Source organism: Marinibaculum pumilum (assembly GCF_042646425.1).
In the GTDB taxonomy this organism is placed as follows: Bacteria; Pseudomonadota; Alphaproteobacteria; order Ferrovibrionales; family Ferrovibrionaceae; genus Marinibaculum; species Marinibaculum pumilum.
Genome location: NZ_JBHRTR010000034.1, coordinates 1 through 21,892, shown reverse-complemented (window position 1 = coordinate 21,892; position 21,892 = coordinate 1). Strand labels below are relative to the sequence as shown.

General features: G+C 70.5%; 21 protein-coding genes. 9 read left to right on the top strand and 12 right to left on the bottom strand.

All coding sequences use genetic code 11. The features are described from left to right. Window positions 1–40 precede the first annotated feature (40 nt). The 8 genes from ACFOGJ_RS19940 to ACFOGJ_RS19905 form a co-directional block, all read right to left on the bottom strand. A complete protein-coding gene (locus tag ACFOGJ_RS19940) occupies window positions 41–607 on the bottom strand; it encodes a YceI family protein (protein ID WP_379903828.1) in 567 nt (188 codons plus the stop codon). A 254-nt stretch (window positions 608–861) separates the two neighbouring features. Next, window positions 862–1,902 carry a ThiF family adenylyltransferase gene (locus tag ACFOGJ_RS19935; RefSeq protein ID WP_379903826.1) on the bottom strand — a complete coding sequence of 347 codons (1,041 nt, stop codon included), beginning with the start codon at window positions 1,900–1,902 and terminating at the stop codon, window positions 862–864. Beyond that, window positions 1,887–2,528 (bottom strand): thiamine phosphate synthase, encoded by a 642-nt coding sequence (locus ACFOGJ_RS19930; protein ID WP_379903824.1) that lies wholly within the window; start codon window positions 2,526–2,528, stop codon window positions 1,887–1,889. The genes ACFOGJ_RS19935 and ACFOGJ_RS19930 overlap by 16 nt, the downstream gene beginning before the upstream one ends. Next, the gene (locus ACFOGJ_RS19925) at window positions 2,521–3,345 is read right to left on the bottom strand and encodes a thiazole synthase (RefSeq protein WP_379903822.1); all 825 of its coding nucleotides are present in this window, start codon (window positions 3,343–3,345) and stop codon (window positions 2,521–2,523) included. Before ACFOGJ_RS19925 ends, ACFOGJ_RS19930 begins: the two co-directional genes overlap by 8 nt. A gap of 3 nt (window positions 3,346–3,348) precedes the next feature. Next, window positions 3,349–3,546, bottom strand: a complete 198-nt coding sequence (thiS, locus tag ACFOGJ_RS19920; RefSeq protein WP_379903820.1) for a sulfur carrier protein ThiS — start codon at window positions 3,544–3,546, stop codon at window positions 3,349–3,351. A 4-nt stretch (window positions 3,547–3,550) separates the two neighbouring features. Further along, window positions 3,551–4,537, bottom strand: a complete 987-nt coding sequence (locus tag ACFOGJ_RS19915) for an FAD-dependent oxidoreductase (protein WP_379903819.1) — start codon at window positions 4,535–4,537, stop codon at window positions 3,551–3,553. 70 nt (window positions 4,538–4,607) lie between these two features. After that, complete coding sequence (locus tag ACFOGJ_RS19910) at window positions 4,608–5,240, bottom strand: ATPase, T2SS/T4P/T4SS family (protein ID WP_379903817.1); 633 nt, start codon at window positions 5,238–5,240, stop codon at window positions 4,608–4,610. A 123-nt stretch (window positions 5,241–5,363) separates the two neighbouring features. Beyond that, entirely contained in the window at window positions 5,364–7,721 is a 2,358-nt protein-coding gene (locus ACFOGJ_RS19905) for a bifunctional salicylyl-CoA 5-hydroxylase/oxidoreductase (RefSeq protein WP_379903815.1), read from the bottom strand. A 116-nt stretch (window positions 7,722–7,837) separates the two neighbouring features. Between ACFOGJ_RS19905 and ACFOGJ_RS19900 the strand changes: the two genes are divergently transcribed. Next, window positions 7,838–8,407: a winged helix DNA-binding protein gene (locus tag ACFOGJ_RS19900; RefSeq protein WP_379903813.1), complete on the top strand. Its 570-nt coding sequence runs from the start codon at window positions 7,838–7,840 to the stop codon at window positions 8,405–8,407. A gap of 22 nt (window positions 8,408–8,429) precedes the next feature. Beyond that, window positions 8,430–9,626 (top strand): BaiN/RdsA family NAD(P)/FAD-dependent oxidoreductase, encoded by a 1,197-nt coding sequence (locus tag ACFOGJ_RS19895; RefSeq protein WP_379903811.1) that lies wholly within the window; start codon window positions 8,430–8,432, stop codon window positions 9,624–9,626. An 85-nt stretch (window positions 9,627–9,711) separates the two neighbouring features. On the opposite strand, the gene ACFOGJ_RS19890 is transcribed toward ACFOGJ_RS19895, so the two are convergent. Beyond that, entirely contained in the window at window positions 9,712–10,785 is a 1,074-nt protein-coding gene (locus ACFOGJ_RS19890) for a helix-turn-helix domain-containing protein (RefSeq protein WP_379903809.1), read from the bottom strand. Between the two features lie 253 nt (window positions 10,786–11,038). On the opposite strand from ACFOGJ_RS19890, the gene goxA reads away from it, so the two are divergent. The 4 genes from goxA to ACFOGJ_RS19870 all read left to right on the top strand — a co-directional run bounded on the left by goxA (window position 11,039) and on the right by ACFOGJ_RS19870 (window position 15,573). After that, a complete protein-coding gene (gene goxA / locus ACFOGJ_RS19885) occupies window positions 11,039–13,090 on the top strand; it encodes a CTQ-dependent glycine oxidase GoxA (protein WP_379903807.1) in 2,052 nt (683 codons plus the stop codon). 7 nt (window positions 13,091–13,097) lie between these two features. Continuing rightward, window positions 13,098–14,252, top strand: coding sequence for a glycine oxidase maturase GoxB (goxB, locus tag ACFOGJ_RS19880; RefSeq protein ID WP_379903805.1), 1,155 nt, complete (start codon window positions 13,098–13,100; stop codon window positions 14,250–14,252). A gap of 37 nt (window positions 14,253–14,289) precedes the next feature. Then, window positions 14,290–14,766, top strand: coding sequence for a RidA family protein (locus ACFOGJ_RS19875; protein ID WP_379903803.1), 477 nt, complete (start codon window positions 14,290–14,292; stop codon window positions 14,764–14,766). Window positions 14,767–14,874: 108 nt separating this feature from the next. After that, window positions 14,875–15,573 carry an isochorismatase family protein gene (locus ACFOGJ_RS19870; RefSeq protein WP_379903801.1) on the top strand — a complete coding sequence of 233 codons (699 nt, stop codon included), beginning with the start codon at window positions 14,875–14,877 and terminating at the stop codon, window positions 15,571–15,573. A 12-nt stretch (window positions 15,574–15,585) separates the two neighbouring features. On the opposite strand, the gene ACFOGJ_RS19865 is transcribed toward ACFOGJ_RS19870, so the two are convergent. From ACFOGJ_RS19865 to ACFOGJ_RS19855, 3 genes are all read right to left on the bottom strand, one after another. Continuing rightward, window positions 15,586–16,692 (bottom strand): FAD-dependent oxidoreductase, encoded by a 1,107-nt coding sequence (locus ACFOGJ_RS19865; protein WP_379903799.1) that lies wholly within the window; start codon window positions 16,690–16,692, stop codon window positions 15,586–15,588. 111 nt (window positions 16,693–16,803) lie between these two features. Continuing rightward, window positions 16,804–17,718, bottom strand: coding sequence for a TauD/TfdA dioxygenase family protein (locus ACFOGJ_RS19860; protein WP_379903798.1), 915 nt, complete (start codon window positions 17,716–17,718; stop codon window positions 16,804–16,806). Window positions 17,719–17,856: 138 nt separating this feature from the next. Beyond that, window positions 17,857–19,038: an ABC transporter substrate-binding protein gene (locus ACFOGJ_RS19855; RefSeq protein WP_379903796.1), complete on the bottom strand. Its 1,182-nt coding sequence runs from the start codon at window positions 19,036–19,038 to the stop codon at window positions 17,857–17,859. 245 nt (window positions 19,039–19,283) lie between these two features. Between ACFOGJ_RS19855 and ACFOGJ_RS19850 the strand changes: the two genes are divergently transcribed. From ACFOGJ_RS19850 to ACFOGJ_RS19840, 3 genes are read left to right on the top strand one after another with little or no spacing between them, the layout of a single operon-like run. Next, window positions 19,284–20,069: an ABC transporter ATP-binding protein gene (locus ACFOGJ_RS19850; RefSeq protein WP_379903794.1), complete on the top strand. Its 786-nt coding sequence runs from the start codon at window positions 19,284–19,286 to the stop codon at window positions 20,067–20,069. After that, window positions 20,066–20,812 (top strand): ABC transporter ATP-binding protein, encoded by a 747-nt coding sequence (locus tag ACFOGJ_RS19845; protein WP_379903793.1) that lies wholly within the window; start codon window positions 20,066–20,068, stop codon window positions 20,810–20,812. Before ACFOGJ_RS19850 ends, ACFOGJ_RS19845 begins: the two co-directional genes overlap by 4 nt. Next, on the top strand, window positions 20,809–21,693 hold the full coding sequence (locus ACFOGJ_RS19840) for a branched-chain amino acid ABC transporter permease (protein ID WP_379903791.1): 885 nt from the start codon (window positions 20,809–20,811) through the stop codon (window positions 21,691–21,693). The genes ACFOGJ_RS19845 and ACFOGJ_RS19840 overlap by 4 nt, the downstream gene beginning before the upstream one ends. The last annotated feature ends 199 nt before the right edge of the window (window positions 21,694–21,892 follow it).

The following is a 21,892-nucleotide window of genomic DNA, read 5'->3' as shown; positions in this document are numbered from 1 at the left end:
CGCCGGACGGGCGGCGCTGCCACCCGCCCGGCAGAAGCGGCTATTCGGCCTTCATCGCCTCGACCGAGATCATCACCGCGACCTCGTCGGAGATCGCCGGCGCGAACTTGTCGAGACCGAAATCCGAGCGCTTCAGGGTCGTTTCGGCATCGAAGCCCACCCAGGGCTTGCCCGCCATCGGATGGTTCGCCTGCTTGTTCAGTTCGGCATCCAGCACCACCGGCTTGGTCATGCCGTTCATGGTCAGATTGCCGGTGATCTTCGCGGTCTTTTCGCCGGTGACCTCGACCTTCGTGCTCTCGAAGGAGATCGGCGCCTGCTTGAAGAAGTCCGGGCTCAGGAAATGCGCGGTCCGCTTCTCCCAGCCGGTGATGATGTCGTCGGCCTTGAAGGCGGTGCTGACGGATGACTTCGACGGATCCGCCTCATCCAGCATGATCGTTCCCTCGAAGCCGGAGAACATGCCCCAGGTCGTGGAGAAACCCAGATGCTGGTAGGAGAACAGAACCTGGGAGTGGCTCGAATCGAAGACGTACTTGTCGGCCGACCAGGCGGGCGAGGCCGCCGCCATGGCGAGGCCGGCGGCCAGCAGCAAGATCTTGCGCATAGTCTGATTCCTTTTCGACGTCGGTGGCGCCCAGGCCGTGCCGCCGGGGTCCCCCCTCGGCGCCGGCGCGCCGACCAGAGGTAAGGCAGCCCGGGGGCGCGCTCCAATGCCCATCATCGCCACACACCGGTTTGTGAAGTGTGGCGGCCGGCGCGCCCACTGCCGCCCAAGTGCCGACAATCAAAGGGAAATCCAACGAAACAGATCGTGATTGTCGCAATATTCGGGATAATATTGTTCCGGGTCGACGACGGTCAGCCGGTACGTTCCCGCCATCGCGACAGCCCGCCGGCGAGCGAGGCCACATCATAGCGGCCCAGCCGGTGCATGGTCATGCAGGCCAGTTCGCTGCGCCGGCCGCTCTGGCAGACGAAAAGAAGCGGCCGGTCGCCCGGCAGCCCGCTCCCTTCGGCCGCCAGCCGGTCCAGCGGCAGGTGCAGGGACGGCAGCGGCAGCGGATCGGCGGCCCGTTCGTCGGCGCGACGGACGTCCACCAGGCACAGATCGGGCCGCGCCTCTTCCACCACCCGGATGGCATAGGGCCGGCTGCCCTGTCCCGCGCCGGGATCTGCGGCCATGTTCTTGAAAGAGAAGGCGGTCATCCGCGACAGGTCGGCATTCACCCGCAGCAGCCGCCCCATCACCGTGTCAGGCCGGTCGAGCAGCACCTTGAGCGCCTCCACCGCCTGCAGGCATCCCATCATGCCGGCGACCGCCCCGAGGATGCCGGCGATGTCGCAATTGGGCGCGTCCAGCGGCACGTCGGGAAAGACCGCACGATAGCCGGGAGCGCCGGCGCAGAAGCCGCCGACATAGCCTTCCCAGCCGATCACGCTGGCGGCGATCAGCGGCACCTGCGCCGCCTCGCAGGCATCGCTGAGCGCATAGGTTGCGGCAAAGCTGTCGGTGCCGTCGACGACCAGGTCGTGGCCGGCCACCAGTTCGGCTGCCAGGTCCAGGTCCAGCCGCCGGGCAACCGGCCGCAACCGACAGCCCGGCGCGAAGGCGGCCAGGCGTTCCACCGCGCATTCCGCCTTCGGCCGGCCGGCATCGGCCGGCGTGAACAGCACCTGCCGGTTGAGATTGCTGATTTCGACCCGGTCGTCGTCGACGATGGTGATCGCGCCGACCCCTGCCGCGGCCAGGTAGAGGGCGGCGGGGCAGCCCAGCCCGCCGGCGCCGACCAGCAGCACCGATGCCCGGGCCAGCCGTTCCTGCCCGGCCGGACCGATCTCCGGCAACACGGCCTGGCGCGCGAAGCGCGGATCCATTGCGGCGCCTACGGCCGTGTCCATTGCTGCCGTTCCCGCAGCCAGGCGGCCGTGCGTGTTTCCGGATCCGCATGGTTCACGACATCGCTGACGACGGACACGATGTCGGCGCCGGCGGCGAAGACGCCGGGCGCCCGCTCCAGGGTGATGCCGCCGATGCCGACCAGCGGCACCGACACCTTCGCCTTCCATTCGGCGACCCGGTCCAGGCCCTGCGGCGCCCAGCGCATCGCCTTCAGGGTGGTCGGATAGACAGGCCCCAGCGCGACATAGTCGGGGTCATGCGCCAGCGCCGTCGCCAGCTCAGCTTCGTCATGGGTCGACAGGCCGAGCCGCAGGCCGGCACGCCGGATCGCCGGCACGTCGGCCTCCGCCAGGTCCTCCTGCCCCAGATGCACCCAGGGGGCGCCATGGTCGATCGCCGCCTGCCAATGATCGTTCACCACCAGGGTGCAGCCGGCCTTGGCAGCATGGGCGACGGCAAGGCCGACCTGGCGGTCGACCTCCGCCGCCGGCGCATCCTTCAGCCGCAGCTGCACCAGCCGGATGCCGCTGGCCAAAAGCCGGTCCAGCCAGGCGAGGTCCGGCACGATCGGATAGAACCGGTCCAGCCCGTGCGGCAGCGCCCTATGATCCCAGGCCTCAGCCATGGTCGGACCAGGGCGAAAAGGGCGTGCCGAACTGCGGCGTGGAGGCGGTGGCCATCTCCTGGCTGTCCATCACCTCCGCACGCAGGGCCAGCCGCCCCGCCTCGATCGCCAGCGCGAAGGCGCGGGCCATGGCGACCGGATCGCCGGCCCTTGCCACCGCGGTGTTGATCAGGATGCCGTCATAGCCAAGCTCCATCGCCGCCGCGGCATGGCTGGGGGCGCCCAGGCCGGCATCGACGATCAGCGGCACGTCCGGGAAATGCGCCCGCATCAGCTTCAGGGCGTAGGGGTCGTTCAGGCCGCGGCCGCTGCCGATCGGCGCCGCCCAGGGCATCAGCACCTTGCAGCCGGCCGCCAGCAGCCGTTCCCCCACCACCAGGTCGTCGGTGGTGTAGGGAAAGACCTCGAACCCCTCCTCGGTCAGGATCCGGGCGGCCTCCACCAGCTGGAAGACGTCGGGCTGCAGGGTCGCATCGTCGCCGATCAGCTCCAGCTTCACCCAGGGCGTGCCGAACACCTCGCGCGCCATCTGCGCCGTGGTCACCGCCTGCTTCACGCTCGAACAGCCGGCGGTGTTGGGCAGCACGTCGACGCCAAGGTCGCGGATCAGCCGCCAGAAGGCGTCGCCGCTGCCGCCGGCGCTACTCTCCCGCCGCAGGGAGACGGTCACCAGCTGTGCGCCGGACTGGGTCACGGCACCGCGCAACGCGTCGGGGGAAGGATATTGGGCCGTCCCGAGGAACAGGCGGCTGGAAAGGCGCCGGCCATAGACCGTCAGGGCATCGCAGTCCTGCTCATGCGCGATCGGTGCATTCATCCTTCAGCCACCTTGCATGGGGGCGACCACCTCGATCGTGTCGCCCTCCTTCAGCGCAGTCGCCGCGCGGGCGTCCCGGGGCACGAAATCCCCGTTCACAGCCGTCGCCACGCGCGGCCCGTCCAGCCCCAGGTCCGCGCAGAGCTGCTCCAGGGTCGCCGCCTCGACCGATGTCGCCTCGCCGTTCAACACGACCCGCATCGTTTCACTCCAACTCGACCGGCCCGCCCTGCAGCGCAGCGAGCGCGCGCTCCGCCATCGCGGGCGCCAGCAGATAGCCGTGCCGGTAGAGGCCGTTCACATGCACCACCGCGCCCCGGCGCGAAAGCCGCGGGCGGTTGTCGGGAAAGGCGGGCCGCAGGCCGGCGTTCATTTCCAGCACCTCGGCCTCGCCGAATGCCGGATGAACGGCATAGGCCTGGGTCAGGAGCTCGCCGGCGCCACGCACCGTAACCCCCGCCCTGCCGCCGCTCTCGACCGTCGTGGCGCCGATCATAAAGACATTGCCTTCCCGCGGCACCACGTAGATCGGGTGGCGGGGATGCAACAGCCGCACCGGCCGCGCCAGGGCCAGGTCCGGGGTGCGGATCAGCAGCATCTCGCCCTTCACACCCCTCAGGTCGGGCAGTGCATCGGCCGCGTCAAGGCCGCGGCAGTCGAGGCAGGGGCCGCCGGCCGCTTCCGGCGCCAGCGCTGCCTCCCATTCGAACGTCACCCCGTCCGCCTGCAGCGCCGCGACCATCGCCGGCAGCACCGCGCGGGGGTCCACATGCCCTTCCACCGGATAGTAGAGGCCGCGCCCGTGATGGCCTTCCAGCACGGGCTCCAGGGCGACCACCCGGTCGGCATCCGCCTCCTCCCAGCCCTCGGTCTGGCGGCGGAAGCGGTTCAGCTGTGCGGGGTCGCGCCGCGGCGGCAGCAGCAGGGTGCCCTGCATCGTCACCAGCTGCGGGAAATGCGCCTGCCACAGGGCCAGACTGCGCCGGCCCAGCACGGTGACCACCGGCTCCGCCGTCTCCGCCTCCACCTCGGGTGCCAGCATGCCGCCGGCCCGCCAGGAACAGCCGGCGGTCAGCGCCTCCGACCCCCGCTCCACCACGCGTACGGCCATGCCGCTCCGCCGGGCCAGCCAGGCGCACCACAGGCCGGCAATGCCGGCGCCGACGATCGTCAGGTCGTAGTTCGTATCCATCGCCCCGGCTGGTTAGGACCGCCGGGGCCGCGATGCAAGCCTGCCGTTGCGGCGGGGCCGCCGGGCGGCGTCACGCGGCCGCATCCGGGTCGAATGCCACCGCTCGCGGCGAGAGCCGCCGGATGTCGGCGACCCAGGGCTCGGTGCCCGGGACGCGGTTGAGCAGGACCACGATGTCGACCGTCGTGCAGAGGGTGTCGTGCACCTGGCGCTCATCCTCGCCCGCATTGGCCAGGGTCCGGGCCACCGTGTCCAGGGCCAGCGCAGGGCTGTCGGCCTCGATCGTGCTCAGGAAGCCCTGCTGCCGGTCGGCCAGGATGCGGACGGCGGTCTGGCAGGAATCATGGCCGACTTCGCCCATCACCACCCGGTCCGGCTCGTGCTGGCGCGCCTTCTTGGCCGCCCGCCGGTATTCGACCCGCTGGCCGTCCGGGCCCGGAACGCCGACGGTGATCCGCCGGACATGCTCGCCCTCGAACTCCACTTCGCGGGCCTCTTCCACCACCAGCAGGCGTTCGCCGGCCCGCGCCAGCGACAGGCAGGCGTTCAGGAACCGGGTCTTGCCGCAACAGGCCGTCCCGCAGATCAGGACGTTCCACCTTTCGGCAATGGCCTTGCGGATCAGCGCCTCGCGCGCAGGCGACACACCGAAATCCGACAGCCTCCAGCGGCTGCGCCGGACCGACAGCAGATCGGCTGACATGTGCGGCCGTCTCCCCGATGCAACGGCTTCACGCGCGGCCGTCTCTCGGACGGCCGCGCGGCAAGACCCTGACCTTAGAGCCGAAACGCTGACAGTGTAACCGGTTGTCGCCCGCCGGTGCGGCTATTCCGCCGCCTCCTGCCGGCTGCGGCCGGCGGCGACGGCGGCGGGCCGCATCGGCGGCGGCTTCACCGCGCGCGCGGCCGCATCCTGCTTCGCCCGCGCCGCCAGGCTCTCCGCCTGCTGCTTGCCGGGCATGTACTGCTTCGGCCATGGCTGGGTAGAGATGCCGTATTCGGCGGCGGCCTGCAGGGTGAAATGCGGGTTGGTCAGGTGCGGCCGGGCCAGGGCGCAGAGGTCGGCGCGACCCGACGCGACGATGGTATTCACCTGGTCGGCGGTGGTGATGGCGCCGACCGCCATCGTGGCGATGTCCGCCTCCAGCCGGATCGCCTCCGCGAACGGGGTCTGGTACATGCGGCCATAGAACGGCTTCGACGCCGGATCGGTCTGGCCGGTGGAGACATCGACCAGGTCCACGCCATGGGCCTTCAGCATTTTCGCGATCTCCACCGCGTCCGGGCCTTCCAGCCCGCCCTCTGCCCAGTCGGTGGCGGAAATCCGCACCGACAGCGGCTTCTCCTCCGGCCAGGCGGCGCGGACCGCGTCCAGCACCTGCAGCGGATAGCGCATGCGCGCCTCCAGCCCGCCGCCATAGCCGTCGGTCCGCCGGTTGGTCAGCGGCGAGATGAAGCTGGCCAGCAGATAGCCGTGCGCCATGTGCAGCTCCAGCATGTCGAAGCCGCAGGCCAGCGCGGCCTTGGCGGCGGCGACGAACTGCGCCGTCACCCGCGCCATGTCGGCCTCGTCCATCTCCTTCGGCACCTGGCTCTCGCCAGGATAGTAGGGCAGCGCGGAGGCGGAACAGATCGGCCAGTTGCCGTCGGGCAGCGGATGGTCGATCCGGTCCCAGCCCAGCTGGGTGGAGCCCTTGCGGCCGGCATGGCCGATCTGCATCGCGATCTTCGCCTGGCTGTGGGTGTGCACGAAATCGACGATGCGGCGCCACTGTGCGGCCTGGCCCTCGGTCCAGATGCCGGCACAGCCGGGGCTGATCCGCGCATCCTCGGCCACGCAGGTCATCTCCGTCACCACCAGGCCGGCGCCGCCGACGGCACGCGCGCCCAGATGCATCAGGTGCCAGTCGTTCGGCATGCCATCGGCGGCGGAATACTGGCACATGGGGGAGACCACGACCCGGTTGCCCAGGGTCATGTCGCGCAGGCGGAACGGCGTGAACATCGGCGGCACCGGCGGTTCCGGCGCGATCAGCTTCTGCTCCGCCGCGACCTTCGCGGTGTACCAGCGGTCGACTTCCGCCACGACGGCGGGGTCGCGCTCGCGCAGGTTCTCGTAGGTGATCTGCTTCGACCGCGACAGCAGCGAGAAGTTGAACTGCACCGGGTCCACGTCCCACAGCCGCTTCACGTTCTCGAACCAGACCAGGCTGACATCGGCAGCGTGCTGGGTGCGCTCTACCTCGTCGCGGCGGTTCACGTCGTAGGCGGCCAGGGCCTTGGGGACGTCGCCGTAATGTGCGTCGACCTCCGCGGCAAGCGCGATCGCGCTCTCCATCGCCAGCTTGGTGCCGGACCCGATGGAAAAATGCGCGGTATGGGCGGCATCGCCCAGCAGGACGACATTGTCCTTCACCCAGCTGTCCAGCCGCATCATCGGGAAGTTGCGCCAGTAGGACCGGTTGGTGACCAGCTTGCCGCGGCCGAATTCGTCCGCGAAGACCTCGTCCAGATAGGCGACGGTCTTTGCCTCGTTCTCGACCTCCAGCCCGGCGGCGGCAAAGGCCGCATCCGTGGTCTCCGCCACCACGGTGCACATACCCGGCTCGTACTGGTAGGCATGCGCCGTCCAGATGCCGTGCGCGTTGTGCTTGAAGACGTAGGTGAAGCCCGGAAGGGTCATCTCCGCGCCCAGCCAGGTGAACTTGTTGGGCCGCAGGTCGGTATGCGGCCGGAAATGCTCCTTCCAGCCCTCCCGCACGCGCGAATTGATGCCGTCCGCGGCAACCACCAGGTCGGCCTCCAGATAGGGGGCCAGGTCCGCCACGTCATGCTCGTAGTGGATCGCGACGCCGAGTTCCTGCGCGCGGGCCTGCAGGATCTGCAGCAGCTTCAGCCGCGAGACGCCGGAAAAGGCATGGCCGGCCGACTTCAGCACATGGCCGCGGAAGTGGGTGTAGATGTCGTCCCAGTAGGCGAAGGCCCGCTCGATATTGACATAGGTCTCCTGATCCGCGGCATAGACATTGCCCAGGGTGGCAGCGGACAGAACGACGCCGAAGCCGAAGGTGTCGTCGGGGCGGTTGCGCTCGTAGACCGTCACCTCGTCCGTCGGATGCGCCTTCCTGTGCAGGATCGCGTAGAACAGCCCGCCCGGCCCGCCGCCGATCACGTTCACCTTCATCGCTTCGCCCTCCGCTCCCGGCTGCCCTGCGGCGGGACAGGCCGCCGCGCGTTTGCCATATCGAAATCTACGTTGTAATTTACCTTGTAATTTCACCCTGTCAAACGGAGCCGGACGTGAGCGAAGCGACCCAGACGGAGGTGCGGAACGATGTCGAGAAACGCGACGGGCACCGCCTGCGGAAGGAGCCGGCGCATCTGGCGCGGACGCCGCACGAACAGGCGATCACGGATTTCGAGCAGGCGCTGATCTGCGCGGCGGAGGGCTTCTACCGCTTCGCCGCGGCGATCATGGGACCGGCGGCGCGGGACCATAATCTCTCCGGCCAGGACAATGTGATCCTGCAGCTGCTGATGACCGCCGGCCGGCCGCGCGGCATCGGCGACCTGTCGCGGTTCGCGAACCGCGACGACACCGCCAACATCCAGTATTCGCTGCGCAAGCTGATCAAGGCGGACCTGGTGGAAAAGGTGCCCGGCGCCGCCCCGCGGGAGACCGCCTACCGGGTGACGGAGAAGGGCCGCGCCCTGACCGAGGACCTGGTCGCCCGCCGGCGGGAGATGCTGATGGACCCGACCGCGGCGATGCCCGCCTTCGACACGCAGCTGGCGGAGGCGACCCGGATGCTGGGGCTGGTCACCGGCCTCTACGACCATGGCAGCCGCATGATCGCCGGCCGCGACTGACCGGCGCCGGGTTATTCGGAAGATGGCCGTCCCCGAACGGTACGACGCGATCGTCCTGGGTGCCGGCGCGGCGGGGCTGATGTGCGCCGCCACGGCCGGCCAGCGCGGCCGTCGGGTGCTGCTGCTGGACCATGCCGAGGCGCCGGGCAAGAAGATCCTGATTTCCGGCGGCGGCCGCTGCAACTTCACCAATCGGGAAGCGCCGGCTGAACGCTTCCTGTCGGCCAACCCGCATTTCGCCAAGTCCGCGCTCAGCCGCTACCGGCCGGAGGATTTCATCGCCCTGGTCGACAGCCACCGCATCGCCTGGCACGAAAAGACCCTGGGGCAGCTGTTCTGCGACGGCTCCGCCCGGCAGATCGTCGCCATGCTGCTGGCGGAATGCGACCGTGCGGCCGGCGCCGGCGGGGCGGTGACACACAGCCTGGGCGCCGCCGCACGATTGGTCGAGCATGCGGACGGCCGCTTCCGCATCGCCTTCGGCAGCCGCAGCGCCGAGGCACCCGCCCTGGTGATCGCCACCGGCGGACCGTCGATCCCGAAGATGGGCGCCACCGGCTTCGCCTACGACCTGGCACGGCGCTTCGGCCTGAAGGTCGTTGAGCCCCGCCCCGCTTTGGTGCCGCTGACCCTGGGGCCGGAAGAGGCGATGTTCCGCACCCTGTCCGGTGTCGCCACCCCGGTGGAGGCGCGCTGCGGCAAGGCCCGCTTCCGCGAGGCGGCCCTGTTCACCCACAAGGGCCTCAGCGGCCCGGCGATCCTGCAGCTCTCCTCCTACTGGCGGCCGGGCGCAGGCATCGAGATCGACTTGCTGCCGGACGAGGCGGCCGGCTGGCTGCGCGCGTGCAAGGCGGAACAGCCGCGGGCGCACCTGAAGACCGTGCTGGGCCACCGCCTGCCCGCCCGCCTGGCCGAGGTGCTGGCGGAACGGCTGGACCTGGCCGGCGACCTGGGCAATCTCGCCAACCGGAAACTCGACGCGGCGGAGCGCCGGCTGGCGGGCTGGCCCTTCGCGCCGACTGGCACCGAGGGCTTCGCGAAGGCGGAGGTCACCGCCGGCGGCATCGCCACGGCGGGCCTGTCGTCGAAGACGATGGAAGCCCGCCACCTGCCGGGCCTGTTCTGCATCGGCGAGGCGGTGGACGTGACCGGTTGGCTGGGCGGCTACAATTTCCAATGGGCCTGGGCCAGCGGCCGGGCGGCGGCGGCAGCGCTGTAGCCTGCACCCCTCCGGTCCATCCTGGCTCCGGTCGTGCTGGCTCCGGTCGTGCTGGCCCCGGTCGGGCCACCCATGGGCCGGTGCATCAGAGCCCCAGATGATGCACCCAGGCCTCGTGCCGGCGGTCGATGCCGGCGGTCCGGCGCTGTGCCTCCGCCGGAATGCCACCGGCCATGCGCACGTCGAGCGGGGTGACGCCGTAGCGGTTGCGGAACGCCCGGATGAAGGCGGCGTCGTTCTCGTAGCCGACCATCAGCGCGATCTCGTAGATGGTGCAGTGCGCATGGGTGCGGTCGGTCAGCGCCAGCAGCGCCCGCCGCAACCGCCGGTGGCGGACATAGCGCGCCACGCCGCCATAGGCCTCGAACAGTTCGTACAGCTTGGAGCGCGACATGCCGGCCTGGCGGGCGATCCGGTCGGCCGAAAGCCGCGGGTCGTCCAGGTGCAGTTCTATGAAACGCTTGACCGCGCTGGTGCGGGCCATCGCGACGCCTGAGGATTGCCGCGGATCGTCGGGCGAGACGGCAGCGTTCAGACAGGCCGCCGCCAGACCCACGGTCGCCGGCGCGATCGCCACCGCCTGGCGGGCGGAGATGCGCGGCGCCAGGCGCTTCAGCGACAGCATGTGGTCGCGCAGGAGCTGCACCATCGGCTCCCGGCCGGTAAGGACGCGCAGGTGCTGGTCGCCGGAGGATTTCAGATGCTCCTCCAGCATGATCCGCGGGATGAACAGCGAGAGGTTGGCGAAGTTGTTCGTCCGGGTCTTCACCTGCTGTGCCAGGTCGAACACCACCAGCCCATCCGTCGGGAAGGAGCGGGCGCCGTCCCGCGCCTCCCAGAGCATGTCGCCATGCTCGTAGAGCTGGATCATGTAGTGATCCATTCCGTCGCGCGCCATCAGGGCCGGGGTGCGGTGCCAGCGCTGCTCCAGGGTCCGGGTGCGGGCCAGCATGATGGAATCGAAGACGCTTGCCTCGATCTCGGCGCTGAAATCGCCGCCGGCGCGAAGGTCCGGCGGCGCCTCCACCTCGAAGATGCAGGAGATGCTGTCACGCCAGAGTTCGTAGCGTTGGCGGCTGGGGGCATCGCCCAGGCGGAAATGAGCATGCGGCACCGGATCGTCGCCCGGCGGATCAACCGTTCCAGGAAGCTCCGGCATCCTCCTCCCCCGCCGACATCCGGACGGGTCCTGCAGACCCGCCCTGCCCGCGACGATCCTGGCACCCCCTCTTCCCGCAGGATGGCCGCCTCGGAAAGCCTTGCGGACGTTCTGCATGGATCTGCGGACGCCCGGCAGGCAGTGCCGCGCAGCCGCCGCCACAATCGGCGGGCACAAGATACGGCACCAACCTGCCGGACGCCATGCCCCCGGGCTGCCGTCCTGCAGGGCAGGCACCGGGAGGCAAACCGCCATGAGGACAGGTCGAACGACCGCAACCAACCAGGGCATCCGCCGGCGCGACTTCCTCGCCGGCATGGGGGCTGCCGCCGGGCTGGCCGGCGCGGGCTTCCCGTTCCTCTCCAAGCTCGCGGTCGCGCCGGCCGCGGCGGCAGAGGCCGCGCCGGCCGGCGCGGCGATCGCCCGCGTCGGCATCCACCCCGCGATCGGCATCAGCCGGGTCGGCGGCAGCGACAAATGGTTCTACGCACCGGAGCTGCCCGGCATACCGGCCCGCCCCGAAGGGGGCTTCAAGGACGGCACGGCGCTGATCAAGAAGCAGGTGCAGCGCTTCCGCATCTACGCCTTCGACGCGGAGGACCGGGTGATCGGCGAACTGACCGCCGCCGATGCCAAAATCGACTGGCGGGTCCATGTCGCCAACACGAAGGCCGCCTGGTACGGCTTCTACAACCCGCTGGACAATGCCGAGCATGCACCCGGCCTGCCCGGCAAGATGCGCAACCAGTACTTTCACAGGCAGACACAGCGCGAACGGATGCTGGTGATCGACCCCGGTCCGGTCGGGATCGGCGGCACGTCGGTCAACTGGGAGGGGGGCAGTCGCGCGCATGCGATGGTCGGCCGCTTCTGGGCGGAGATCGACGTCGCCCTGGGGGAGCTCCGCACCGACGATGCTGGCCGCCTGCTGGTGGTGCCGGCAAACGGCGTTTCGGATTCCCCGCGCGGCGCGCCGATCACCAGCTTCGCCGACAATGACGGCTGGTACGACGACTGGTGCGACGGCCCGGTCGACGCCACGGTCACCCTGCCCGACGGTCGGGTCCTGCAGGCGGACGGCGCCTGGATCGCCTGCGTCGGCCCGAACTTCGCGCCCGAAATTCCGCCGATCAGCACCCTCTACGACGTGATCGACAGCCTGAACTGGGAGCAGGGCTGGACCGCAGCACCGACACCGCCGCTGTCGTTCCGCCGCGACATCTATCCGGCTTTCCGCCGGCTGGCGCTGATGGAATGGGTCTCCGCCGCAGCCAACCTGCGCAAGGGCTGGCTGAACGTTGGCGATTTTTCCGATCCCGCCTATCTCGCCCGCCTGGCCGACCCCGGCGCCGGGAACAGGACGTTCCGTCAGGACGTCTTCGCGAAGTTCCGCAACCCCTACAACATGTCCGACACCGCCGCGCGGGAGGAGCATCTGAAGCTGCCGATGATGCCGGGCGACGGGGTCGACCATAACGGCAGCCCGCTGCAGTGGTTCCAGTTCCCCAAGCTGCAGTACGAGCGGCTGCGGCTCTGGGCCGATGGCGCTTTCGTCGACGATTTCGAGGATGCCGCGCTCGACGCGGTGCAGCGCCTGGAGGACCTGCCCGCGGCGCAGCAGCCCGCAGCCCTGACGGAGGCGGCGCTGGAGCCCTGTTCCGGCGGCGCCTTCCATCCCGGGGTGGAGCTGTCCTACTACCTGCGCCTGGCGCCGCTCTATGCCCGCCACACCAACCCCGCCGCGAAGCCGTTCCGTATCGCCCGCGGCAACCGCCCCTCGCTGGTGCAGGATGTCGGCCGGGTGCTCGACTTCCGGGCGGCGACGACCGGCGGCCCCGGCGGCGTGCCGCCGATCGGGCCGCAGATGCCCGGCGACCTGACCCGCTGGATGGGCCTGCCCTGGCAGCCCGACGCCTTCTCCTGCCAGCGGGTGGCGATGCAGGACGATTTCCCGGTCCCGGTCTGGTGGCCGGCGCTGCTGCCGGTCGACGTGCTGCCTGAGGATTTCTACGCGCAGCTGATGCGCACCGACCTCTCCGCCGGCGAGCGGGTGAAGTTCTACGAGAACCGGGTATGGTGGGCGCGCGGCGTACCGGGCATCGGCTACCACGCGAATGCCAGCTACTGGGACGGGATCGAGCGGATGATCACCATCTGGCAGCAGATGGGCTTCGTGGTGAAACGCCCCGGCCCGACCGACCCGGGGCGGCCGGACGCGATCCCGCAGGACCTGTATGTGGAGACGGGCCGCGGTCAGGTGGAGACCCGCTTCGACTGGACCCCGGAGCACGGGCAGCTGCCCTGATCAGGCCATGTCGGCAGCGGCCATCTCGGACCCCGGCGGCAGCGATCCCGACGCCGTGATCGCGGTCGCTGGCGGCGGCATCGCCGGTGCGGCCTGCTGTCTGGCCCTGGCCAAGGCCGGCCGGGCCGTCACCTGGCTCGCCCCGCCTTTGCCGGACGCCGCACGGCCGGGCGAGAGCCTCGCCGCCGCGGCGGTGCCGCTTCTGGCCAGGCTGGGCCTGGCGCATCTGCTCGACCACCCCGCCCACCGGCGGGCAGCGGTCAGCTTTACCGCCTGGGGCAGCGATGCCCTGCTGGAAAGCAGCGCCATCGCCCGGCCCGGCGGCATGGGCCATGTCATCGACCGCGGCCGGCTGGAAGCGGACCTGGCCGCCGCTGCCGGATGCCGCCCGGAAGTCCGCCTCATCGACGACAGCCTTGCCGATTTCGCCCGCGCCGATGGCCACTGGCAGGTCGAGACTTCGGGCGGTCAGCGGCTCCGGGCCGGCTTCCTGGTCGATGCCACCGGCCGGGCGGCCGCGATCGGGCGCCGGCTCGCCGCGCAGAAGCGGGCCGACCGTCTGATTGCGGCCTATGCCTTCCTCGAGCAGACCGACGACGGGATCGACCCGACTCCGGCCACCCTGGTGGAAGCGGTCCGCGACGGCTGGTGGTACGCCACCCTGCTGGCCGACCGGCGGCTGGCGGTCAATTTCTATTCCGACCCCGACCTCATGCCCGCCGGCCTGGCACGCGACCCTGCGGCCTGGCGGCGGATGATCGCGGAGAGCCGCTACATCGCGCGCTGGGTGGAGACGGGCGGCTTGGAGATCGGCGGCCCGCCGCAGCTCACCGGCGCCGGAACCGCCTGGCTGGACCAGGCCGCGGGCCCCGGCTGGATGGCCGTCGGCGACGCCGCCGCCGCCTTGGACCCGCTTTCCGCCCATGGCATGACCACGGCCCTGTGGACCGGGATCGAGGCCGCGCGGGCGCTGTGCCGCGCGCAGGACGGCGACCCGGCGGCGCTGCCCGCCTATGCGGACCGCGTCCTGCGGGGGGTCGAGCGCTACCGCATCGACCGGCAACGCATCCACTTGGCGGAGAGCCGCTTCGCCGGGGCACCGTTCTGGCAGCGCCGGACCCGCCACCATGACGCCGCTGCGGGCCTGGCGGCGCATGCCTGACAGCCAGAGGCCCCCCAACGACCTGCAGGAGGAACCCATGACCAGGACACCGCTCCGTTCCGTCGGCGCGCCGCTATGCGCCGCTGCCATGCTCGCCGTCGCCACAACGGCCGCGGCACCAGCGGCATCGGCGGCAGACATCGCCGCCTATCCCTCGCCTTCTATGGAGGGGCTGCCCTATTCCGGTGCGGTGCGTGCCGGTGGAGTTGTCTATGTCGGTGGCGTGCTCGGCAATGTCCGCGGCAAGAAGGAGCTGGTGCCGGGCGGCGTCGAGGCGGAGGCGCGGCAGGCCTTCGCCTATGTGAAGGAAATGCTGGAGACGGCCGGCAGCGCGCTCGACAGGACGGTGAAGTGCGTCGTGCTCCTTTCGGACATCGACGACTTCCCCAAGATGAACGCGGTCTATACCGAGGTCTTCCCGAAGGCGCCGCCGACCCGCTCCACCATCATCGTGCCCGAGATCCCGCTGGGCGCGGCGATCGAGGTGGAGTGCAACGCCCTCGCCGGCGACTGAGGCGGGCCGGCCGGGACGGCGATGCGCTTGCCATCGCCGTCCCGCATTGCACAATCGGGGACCTGCCCGCCCGGACCCTGACCGGCCGGGCGTGCAAGGAGCCGGCCGATGCCCCACCCCTTCGAGCTGCCGCAGGACGTCGCCGACCGGATCATCGGCCGTCGCGGGCGGCTGAATGTCTACGACCGGCTGGAGCCGGCGAAGACGGCGCTGCTGGTCGTCGACCTGCAGGTCGCCTTCCTGGACCCGGGCGCGGACGGCACCGGCGGGGTCGCCATGGCGCGGGAGATCGTGCCCGACGTGAACCGGCTGGCCTCCGCCCTGCGGGCGGCCGGCGGCCGGGTGGTCTGGATCGTCTCCACCTACGGTCCCGACCCGGACGACCGCTGGACCAACCTTTTCGACCATATGCTGGGCCCGGAGCGGGCGAAGAGCTTCCGCGACGGGCTGACCATGGGCGCGGCCGGACACCGGATCTGGCCGGAGCTGGAGCGCCTGCCGGAGGACTGGGAGGTTTCCAAGAACCGCTTCGGCGCCTTCCTGGGCAGTCGCGGCCGGCTGGAGCGGCAGCTGCGCGACGCCGGTATCGACACCGTTCTGGTCGCCGGCACGATCACCAATGTCTGCTGCGACTGCACCGCGCGGGAGGCGGCGGCCCTGGACTTCAAGACGGTCTTCGTCGCCGACGCCAATGCCGGCCGCAGCGACCGCGAGCACAATGCCGCCCTGGCCAACTTCCTGGACACGATGGGCGACGTGCGGAATGTGGACGAGGTGATCGAGATGCTGCACCGCGGGTCGGACTGAGGCAGGCCGTGCTCAGTCCCACCCGCCGCTGGGGCTGAGCCCCGTGGCCCGGCGCCGTGCCAGGCGCTGCACCGGCTTCAGCCCCAGCAGCGACGGCAGCAGCAGATCGCGCACCGGCCGCCAGAGCGGCGACGCCCCGGTGGCGATGCGGGTCAGCAGGTCGATCTGGCGGACCACCGCGCGGTCCACCTTGCGCCGGCGCATATGGTACTGCGCCAGCCGCCCGCCGGTGGCCAGGTGGGCGAAGACCGTCGCATCCTCGATCCCTAGGTTCATGCCGCGGGCGCCCAGCGGCGAATGCAGGTGGGCGGCATCGCCAGCCAGGTAGACCTGCCCGACCTGGAAATGCTCGACGACCCGGTGGCTGATGCGGAAACTCGAGCGCCACTGCTCCGCCTCGATGCGGCAGCCTTCCGGCAGGATCGCGTCTAGGTCGCGGCTGGTCGACATCGCCCGCCACAGCCCGTCGCCGAAGCGCATCATGAACAGGAAGCCGTCGGGCCGCAGCACGACATGGCCGGCATCCGGCGCCAGGTCCGTCTCCAGGCGATAGTCGGCGAGCTGCCAGTCCGCCTCGTAGCGATAGCCGGGGAAGTCGAGCCCCAGCGCATGGCGCGCGGTGCTGTGCGCGCCGTCGGCGGCCAGCAGGGCCTCGGGATGCACCTCCACCGCGCCATGGGGCCCGTGCAGGGTGGCGCGCGGCCGGCCGGGTCCGGCCAGGCCGCTCAGTTCCGTGCCGCGTTCCACCGTCACGCCCTGGTCCGCCAGGGCCGCTTCCAGCACCGCCTCCACCCGCCCCTGCGGGATCGCCAGCATGAAGGGGAAGCGGTGCGGCAGGTCGCCGAATGGCACCTCCTGCACCAGCCGCGTCCGGCCGCTGTGCCAGCGGTGCAGATGCATCCGGGTGATGCGATGGCCCTCGGCCATCAGTTGCCCGGTGACGCCGGACGGCTCCAGCAACTCCAGCGACCGCGGATTGACCGCCAGCGCCCGGGACTCAGTCAGTGGGGTCGGCGGGCCGCGGTCGACGATGCGCACCGGGCAACCCAGCCGGGTCAGTGCAAGGCCGGCGGCGAGCCCGGTCGGGCCCGCGCCGGCGATCAGGGTGGTGCCGTTCATGCCGCCCCGCCGGTCGCTGGCAAACCGGCGTTGCCGCGGCGGCGCCGGCCGATCGGGCGATGCTGGCCGATTTCCTTGGCACTGCCAACCGGCAGCGGCGCGAGCCGGCTGTCAGGCGGCCTTGTCCTGCGGCAGGCCGGATTCCGTTGCCGGATCGCCGGCGATGCGGGAATGCACCATGATCCGCGGCTGGGTGTAGTCCCAGGCGCAGGCCTTGTGCATCAGGCAGCGATTGTCCCACAACACCACGTCGCCGGCTTTCCAGGCGTGCAGGTAGACCCGCGCCGGATCGCCGACCGCGAAATCGATCAGGTCCTGCACCAGCTTTTCCGATTCCGCCTCTTCCAGGCCGGGAATGCCGAAGGCATGGCGGCCGACCGCCAGGGTCTTGCGCCCGGTCTCCGGATGCACCTTCACCAGCGGCCGCAGCGGCGCGTCGGCGACGTCCAGGCCATAGCCGAAATACTCGCTGTCGTCCTTCTTGGTCTGCTCGCCCAGCTTCGCCTGGCTGTAGGCCAGGGAATGGTAGGCGTTCAGCCCGTCGATCCTGTCCTTCGTTGCCTGGTCCAGCGCGTCATAGGCGGCGCGCATGTCGGCGAAGCCGGTCTCGCCCTTTTCCGTCGGCACGACCCGGGCGGAGAAGACCGCGCCCTTCGCCTGCAGCGGCATGTAGGTATTGTCCTGGTGCCAGAACATGTTGCCGCGGATGATCTTCATCATGTCGTCGTCCGGCGCCTCGCGCAGGCGGCCGTCCGGCAGCACATTGGTGATCTGCACCGCCGCCAGCTCCGGCACCAGGTCGCCGAAGCGCCGCGCGAATGCCATCTGCCCCTCGTCGTCCAGGTCCGTCTGGCCGGGGAAGATCAGCAGCGCATGCTCCAGCCAGGCTGCCTTGATGGCGGCGACCTGCGCCTCCGTCGGCGCGGCCAGGCGAACACCCTCGACCACCGCGCCGAAGGTGTGGTCCGCCAGGGGGGTCACCGTCAGTCCCGCCGCGTCCGTGCGGGGCGCTGTTCCAACGTTCATGGCTTCCTCCACTCTGCCGCCGGTCGACCCGCCGGCCCTTGTCATTGACGGCCAGGATAGCATACGGCCGGCGGTTTCCCGCCGGCCGCATACCAGGGTTGTGCGCCCCGCCAGGTGCGCCTCAGCAGGTGATCCCGATCAGTAGGTAATTTCCGGGATCTCCGACGGTGCCTGGCGCTCCAGTGCCTCCGGCTTGCCGCCCGTCACCTTGCGGATCACCAGCGGCCAGTCGTGCAGCATGTGCACGTCGGGCGAGAAGCTGGTCGGGCCCATGATCGTCACCACGCCGTCGAAGCCGTCCAGCGCATCGCGCACCGCCGCGCCGTCGGCGGAGCCGGCCTGCTCGATCGCCTTCTTCCAGACCTCCATCAGGGCATAGCCCAGCACGTACTGGCCGCTGACCGGCGGCTCGCCGAACTTCTCCTTGTGCTTCGCCAGCAGCTTCTGGACCTCCGGATTCGGGTCGTCGCCGCTGATCGAGGCATAGCTCAGATTGTAGAAGTTGGAGAGGTCGGGCACCGCGTCCATCCAGTGGATGCCGTCAAAGGCGGCGCCGGCCAGGATCGGTGCGTCGATACCGGCGGCGCGGATCTGGCGCACCACCTTGTTGCCGCCGGCGGCGCCGCCGCCGGAATAGAAGATCACGTCCGGCGCCTCGGCATTCTTCATGCGGCTGATCTGGCTGACGACTGAATCGTCGGCCAGCCCGTTGACCGTGTCCTCGCCGACAATGCCGGTGCCGTCCAGCGCGTCCCAGCGGGTCTTGAAATGGTCGGCGAGCGACTTGGTGTACTCCACCACCGTGTCCTTCAGGATATAGGCCTTGCGCCAGCCCTGCTCATGCGCCCATTCGGCGGCCAGGACGCCCTCGCCCACCGTCGACATGCCCATCGAATAGGCGAAGTCGCCGATGCCCTGGGAACCGAACTTCGGGTCCGCGGCACAGAGCGAGAAGGTCACCACCCCCTGGGACTGGCCGATCAGCGCCGCCGGGGCACCCATGTCGAAGTCGCAGGACACGACCAGCATGTCGGCGCCCTGCTCCAGCACCTGGATCGCGGCATTCGCGCCCTGCGCCGGGTCCGACTTGGTATCGGCATAGACGATCTTCACCGGCTTGCCGTCGATGCCGCCCGCGGCATTCACCTCGTCCACCGCGATCTGCAGTCCCTTCAGCGGCACCCCGTCGAACGGGGTCATGAAGCCCGACTGCGCGATCGCCGCGCCGACCACCAGCTCGTGGTCGTCGGCCGCGGCCCCGCCGGCCGCAATGCCGACCCCCAGCCCGACCGCAACGCCTGCCAGCAGCAAATGCCGCATCTTTCGCCTCCCTCTCGAGTCGCGACGGGCCCCGGCCCGCGGTGACCGCCGCCATCATGGATGCCCCGGCCCGGCACGATCCGGGCAGGAGCCGTAAACACCCGGGTATTCTGCATGGGTCGGCAAGCGCTGGCCAGAAGGCGGTTGCGGGGGACGGGGCGGCACGGCATGAATGCAGCCATGACGACGGTCCGAACAGCCTGTTTCCACGGCGCCGCCGGCCGTGCCGGCGCGATCCGTTCCGCATGAGCGCGGCGGCTGGCCTGCAGGCGGAGGCCGTGACCGTCCGGTTCGGCGGCCTGGTCGCCATCGACCGGGTCGACCTGACCCTGGCGCAGGGCGAGATCCTGGGCCTGATCGGCCCGAACGGCGCCGGCAAGTCCACCCTGATCAACGTCCTCAGCGGCTTCCAGCGGCCGTCCTCCGGCGAGTTGCGCATCGATGGCACGCGCATGACCGGTGCCCCGGCCCATGCGCTGGCGCGGCGCGGCGTCGCGCGCACCTTCCAGGCGGTGCGCCTGTTCGCCGGCCTGAGCGTCCGGGACAATGTCGCCGCCGCCCGCTGCGTGAAGGCGGAGAGCCGCACCGCAGGCGATGCCCGGGTCGACGAGATCCTGGACTGGCTGGGCCTGGCCGCCCATGCCGACCGGCAGGCCGGAACCATGCCCTACAGCGCGGAGCGGCTGCTGGGCGTCGCCCGAGCCCTGGCGGTGGAGCCGCGCTTCCTGATGCTCGACGAGCCCGCCGCCGGCATGAACGCGGAGGAGGTCGAGCAGCTGGTCGACCTGATCGGCCGCATCCGCGACCGCTTCGGGTGCGGCGTGCTGGTGGTGGAGCACAACATGGCGGTGATCATGAGCCTGTGCGAACGGGTGCAGGTGATCGACCATGGCGCCACCATCGCCATCGGCACGCCGGAGGATGTGGCGGACGACCCCGAGGTGCGCCGCGCCTATCTGGGCGAAGAGGATGACGACCTGCCGCCGGAGGAAGCCGTCAGCGACGGCCCTGGCGGGGAGGTCCGGCCGTGAGCCTGCTGCGGATCGAAGGCCTGGACGTGCGTTACGGCCCGGTGGCGGCGCTGCGCGGCGTCTCGCTGGAGGTCGGCGCCGGCGAGGCGGTCGGCGTGGTCGGCCCGAATGGCGCCGGCAAGTCGTCGCTGCTGCTGGCGATCGCCGGCGCGGTGCGCCCCGCCGGCGGCGAGATTCTGCTGGACGGCGCGCCGATCACGACCCTGCGGCCGGAGGAGATCGTGCGCCTGGGCATCGCCCTGGTGCCGGAGGGGCGGGAGATCTTCGGCGAGCTGAGCGTGGAGGAGAATCTGCGCCTGGGCACCACGGTGCGCGACGACCGCGCCGCCGCGCAGGGCCATCTGGCGGAGCTGATGGCCGCCTTCCCGATCCTGCAGGAGCGTCGGCACCAGCGCGCCGGCAAGCTGTCCGGCGGCGAACAGCAGATGCTGGCGATCGCCCGTGCCCTGCTCTGCCGGCCGCGGCTGCTGCTGCTCGACGAGCCCTCGCTGGGCCTGGCGCCGCTGATCACGCGGCAGGTCTATCGCATCCTGCACGACCTGCGGCGCGACGGCATGACGATCCTGGTGGTGGAGCAGAACCCGGTACGGGTGCGCCACCTGGCGAGCCGGGTCTACCTGCTGCGCACCGGCGAGATCACCGGCAGCGGCACGCCGGAAATCCTGGGCCGGCCGGAGGATCTGGAGGCGGCCTATTTCGGCTATCGCAAGCGTCGCCGCGCGACAGGGGACGCGCAGCCGTGAGCCAGGCGATCCAGATCCTGGTCGACGCCCTGTCGGTCGGCGCGCTCTATGCCCTGAGCGCCCTGGGGATCGGCCTGATCTTCGGCATCATGCGGCTGATCAATTTCGCCCATGGCGAGTTCATCGCGCTGGGCGCCTACCTGCTGATGGTGATGGGCGGCCTGTGGGTGCCGCTGGCGATCGTGCTGATGGTGGCGGCGATCGCGGTGCTGGCGATGTCGACGGAACGGATCGCCTTCCGCCCGGTGCGCAACGCCGACCCCGCCACGATGCTGGTCACCAGCTTCGCCGTCAGCTTCCTGCTGCAGAACCTCTATCGCCTGATCTGGGGGTCGCGGCCGCTGGGCTTCGACTTCCTGTCGATCCTGGGCACGCCGCTGCTGATCGGCGAGGTGCGGATCCCGACCCTGCAGCTGATGACCCTGGGGGTGACGGTGCTTCTGCTGGTCGCCCTGGTACTGTTCCTGACCCGCACCCATTTCGGCATCGAGATGCGGGCCGCGGCGGTCAACTTCCGCATGTCGCGGCTGCTCGGCGTCCGTGCCGACCGGGTGATCTCCGTCGCCTTCGCCATGTCCGGCGTGCTGGCGGCCGCGGTGGCGGCCATGCATCTGAGCCAGACCGGCTCCCTGACCCCGGTGATGGGGCTGCAGCTGGCGCTGGTCGGCTTCGTCTCCACCATCGTCGGCGGCATGGGCAGCCTGCCCGGCGCGGTGCTGGGCGGCTTCTTCATCGGCATCGTCACCGTGCTGCTGCAATCCGCCCTGCCGCTGGACCTGCGCCCCTATCGCGACGCCTTCGTCTTCGGCATCGTGATCCTGGTGCTGCTGGTGCGGCCGCAGGGCCTGTTCCTCTCCGCCCAGGTACGGGAGCGGATCTGATGCGGCCGGTAGCATTCCAGGTTCCGTCACCCTCGGGCTTGACCCGAGGGTTCCAGCGCCGGCGATCCCGCACCACCGGCCGGCAGCGTCGCCGTCCTGCCACGATCCTCGGGTCAGGCCCAGTGCTGTCCGGCACATTGCTTGCTCATGTGAGTTTGAATTCGAGTTGTGGGCCGGCTTCGGGTCTTCGGTTCCTGTC

Coding starts and splice junctions, on each gene's coding strand:
- ACFOGJ_RS19905 (WP_379903815.1), bottom strand. CDS start 7,721: ATGAAGGTGAACGTGATCGGCGGCGGGCCGGGCGGGCTGTTCTACGCG.
- thiS (WP_379903820.1), bottom strand. CDS start 3,546: ATGCGGGTCGTGTTGAACGGCGAGGCGACATCGGTCGAGGCGGCGACC.
- goxA (WP_379903807.1), top strand. CDS start 11,039: ATGAGGACAGGTCGAACGACCGCAACCAACCAGGGCATCCGCCGGCGC.
- ACFOGJ_RS19940 (WP_379903828.1), bottom strand. CDS start 607: ATGCGCAAGATCTTGCTGCTGGCCGCCGGCCTCGCCATGGCGGCGGCC.
- ACFOGJ_RS19895 (WP_379903811.1), top strand. CDS start 8,430: ATGGCCGTCCCCGAACGGTACGACGCGATCGTCCTGGGTGCCGGCGCG.
- ACFOGJ_RS19860 (WP_379903798.1), bottom strand. CDS start 17,718: ATGAACGTTGGAACAGCGCCCCGCACGGACGCGGCGGGACTGACGGTG.
- ACFOGJ_RS19930 (WP_379903824.1), bottom strand. CDS start 2,528: ATGGCTGAGGCCTGGGATCATAGGGCGCTGCCGCACGGGCTGGACCGG.
- ACFOGJ_RS19915 (WP_379903819.1), bottom strand. CDS start 4,537: ATGGATACGAACTACGACCTGACGATCGTCGGCGCCGGCATTGCCGGC.
- ACFOGJ_RS19855 (WP_379903796.1), bottom strand. CDS start 19,038: ATGCGGCATTTGCTGCTGGCAGGCGTTGCGGTCGGGCTGGGGGTCGGC.
- ACFOGJ_RS19870 (WP_379903801.1), top strand. CDS start 14,875: ATGCCCCACCCCTTCGAGCTGCCGCAGGACGTCGCCGACCGGATCATC.
- ACFOGJ_RS19935 (WP_379903826.1), bottom strand. CDS start 1,902: ATGGACACGGCCGTAGGCGCCGCAATGGATCCGCGCTTCGCGCGCCAG.
- ACFOGJ_RS19910 (WP_379903817.1), bottom strand. CDS start 5,240: ATGTCAGCCGATCTGCTGTCGGTCCGGCGCAGCCGCTGGAGGCTGTCG.
- ACFOGJ_RS19865 (WP_379903799.1), bottom strand. CDS start 16,692: ATGAACGGCACCACCCTGATCGCCGGCGCGGGCCCGACCGGGCTCGCC.
- ACFOGJ_RS19875 (WP_379903803.1), top strand. CDS start 14,290: ATGACCAGGACACCGCTCCGTTCCGTCGGCGCGCCGCTATGCGCCGCT.
- ACFOGJ_RS19890 (WP_379903809.1), bottom strand. CDS start 10,785: ATGCCGGAGCTTCCTGGAACGGTTGATCCGCCGGGCGACGATCCGGTG.
- goxB (WP_379903805.1), top strand. CDS start 13,098: ATGTCGGCAGCGGCCATCTCGGACCCCGGCGGCAGCGATCCCGACGCC.
- ACFOGJ_RS19850 (WP_379903794.1), top strand. CDS start 19,284: ATGAGCGCGGCGGCTGGCCTGCAGGCGGAGGCCGTGACCGTCCGGTTC.
- ACFOGJ_RS19925 (WP_379903822.1), bottom strand. CDS start 3,345: ATGAATGCACCGATCGCGCATGAGCAGGACTGCGATGCCCTGACGGTC.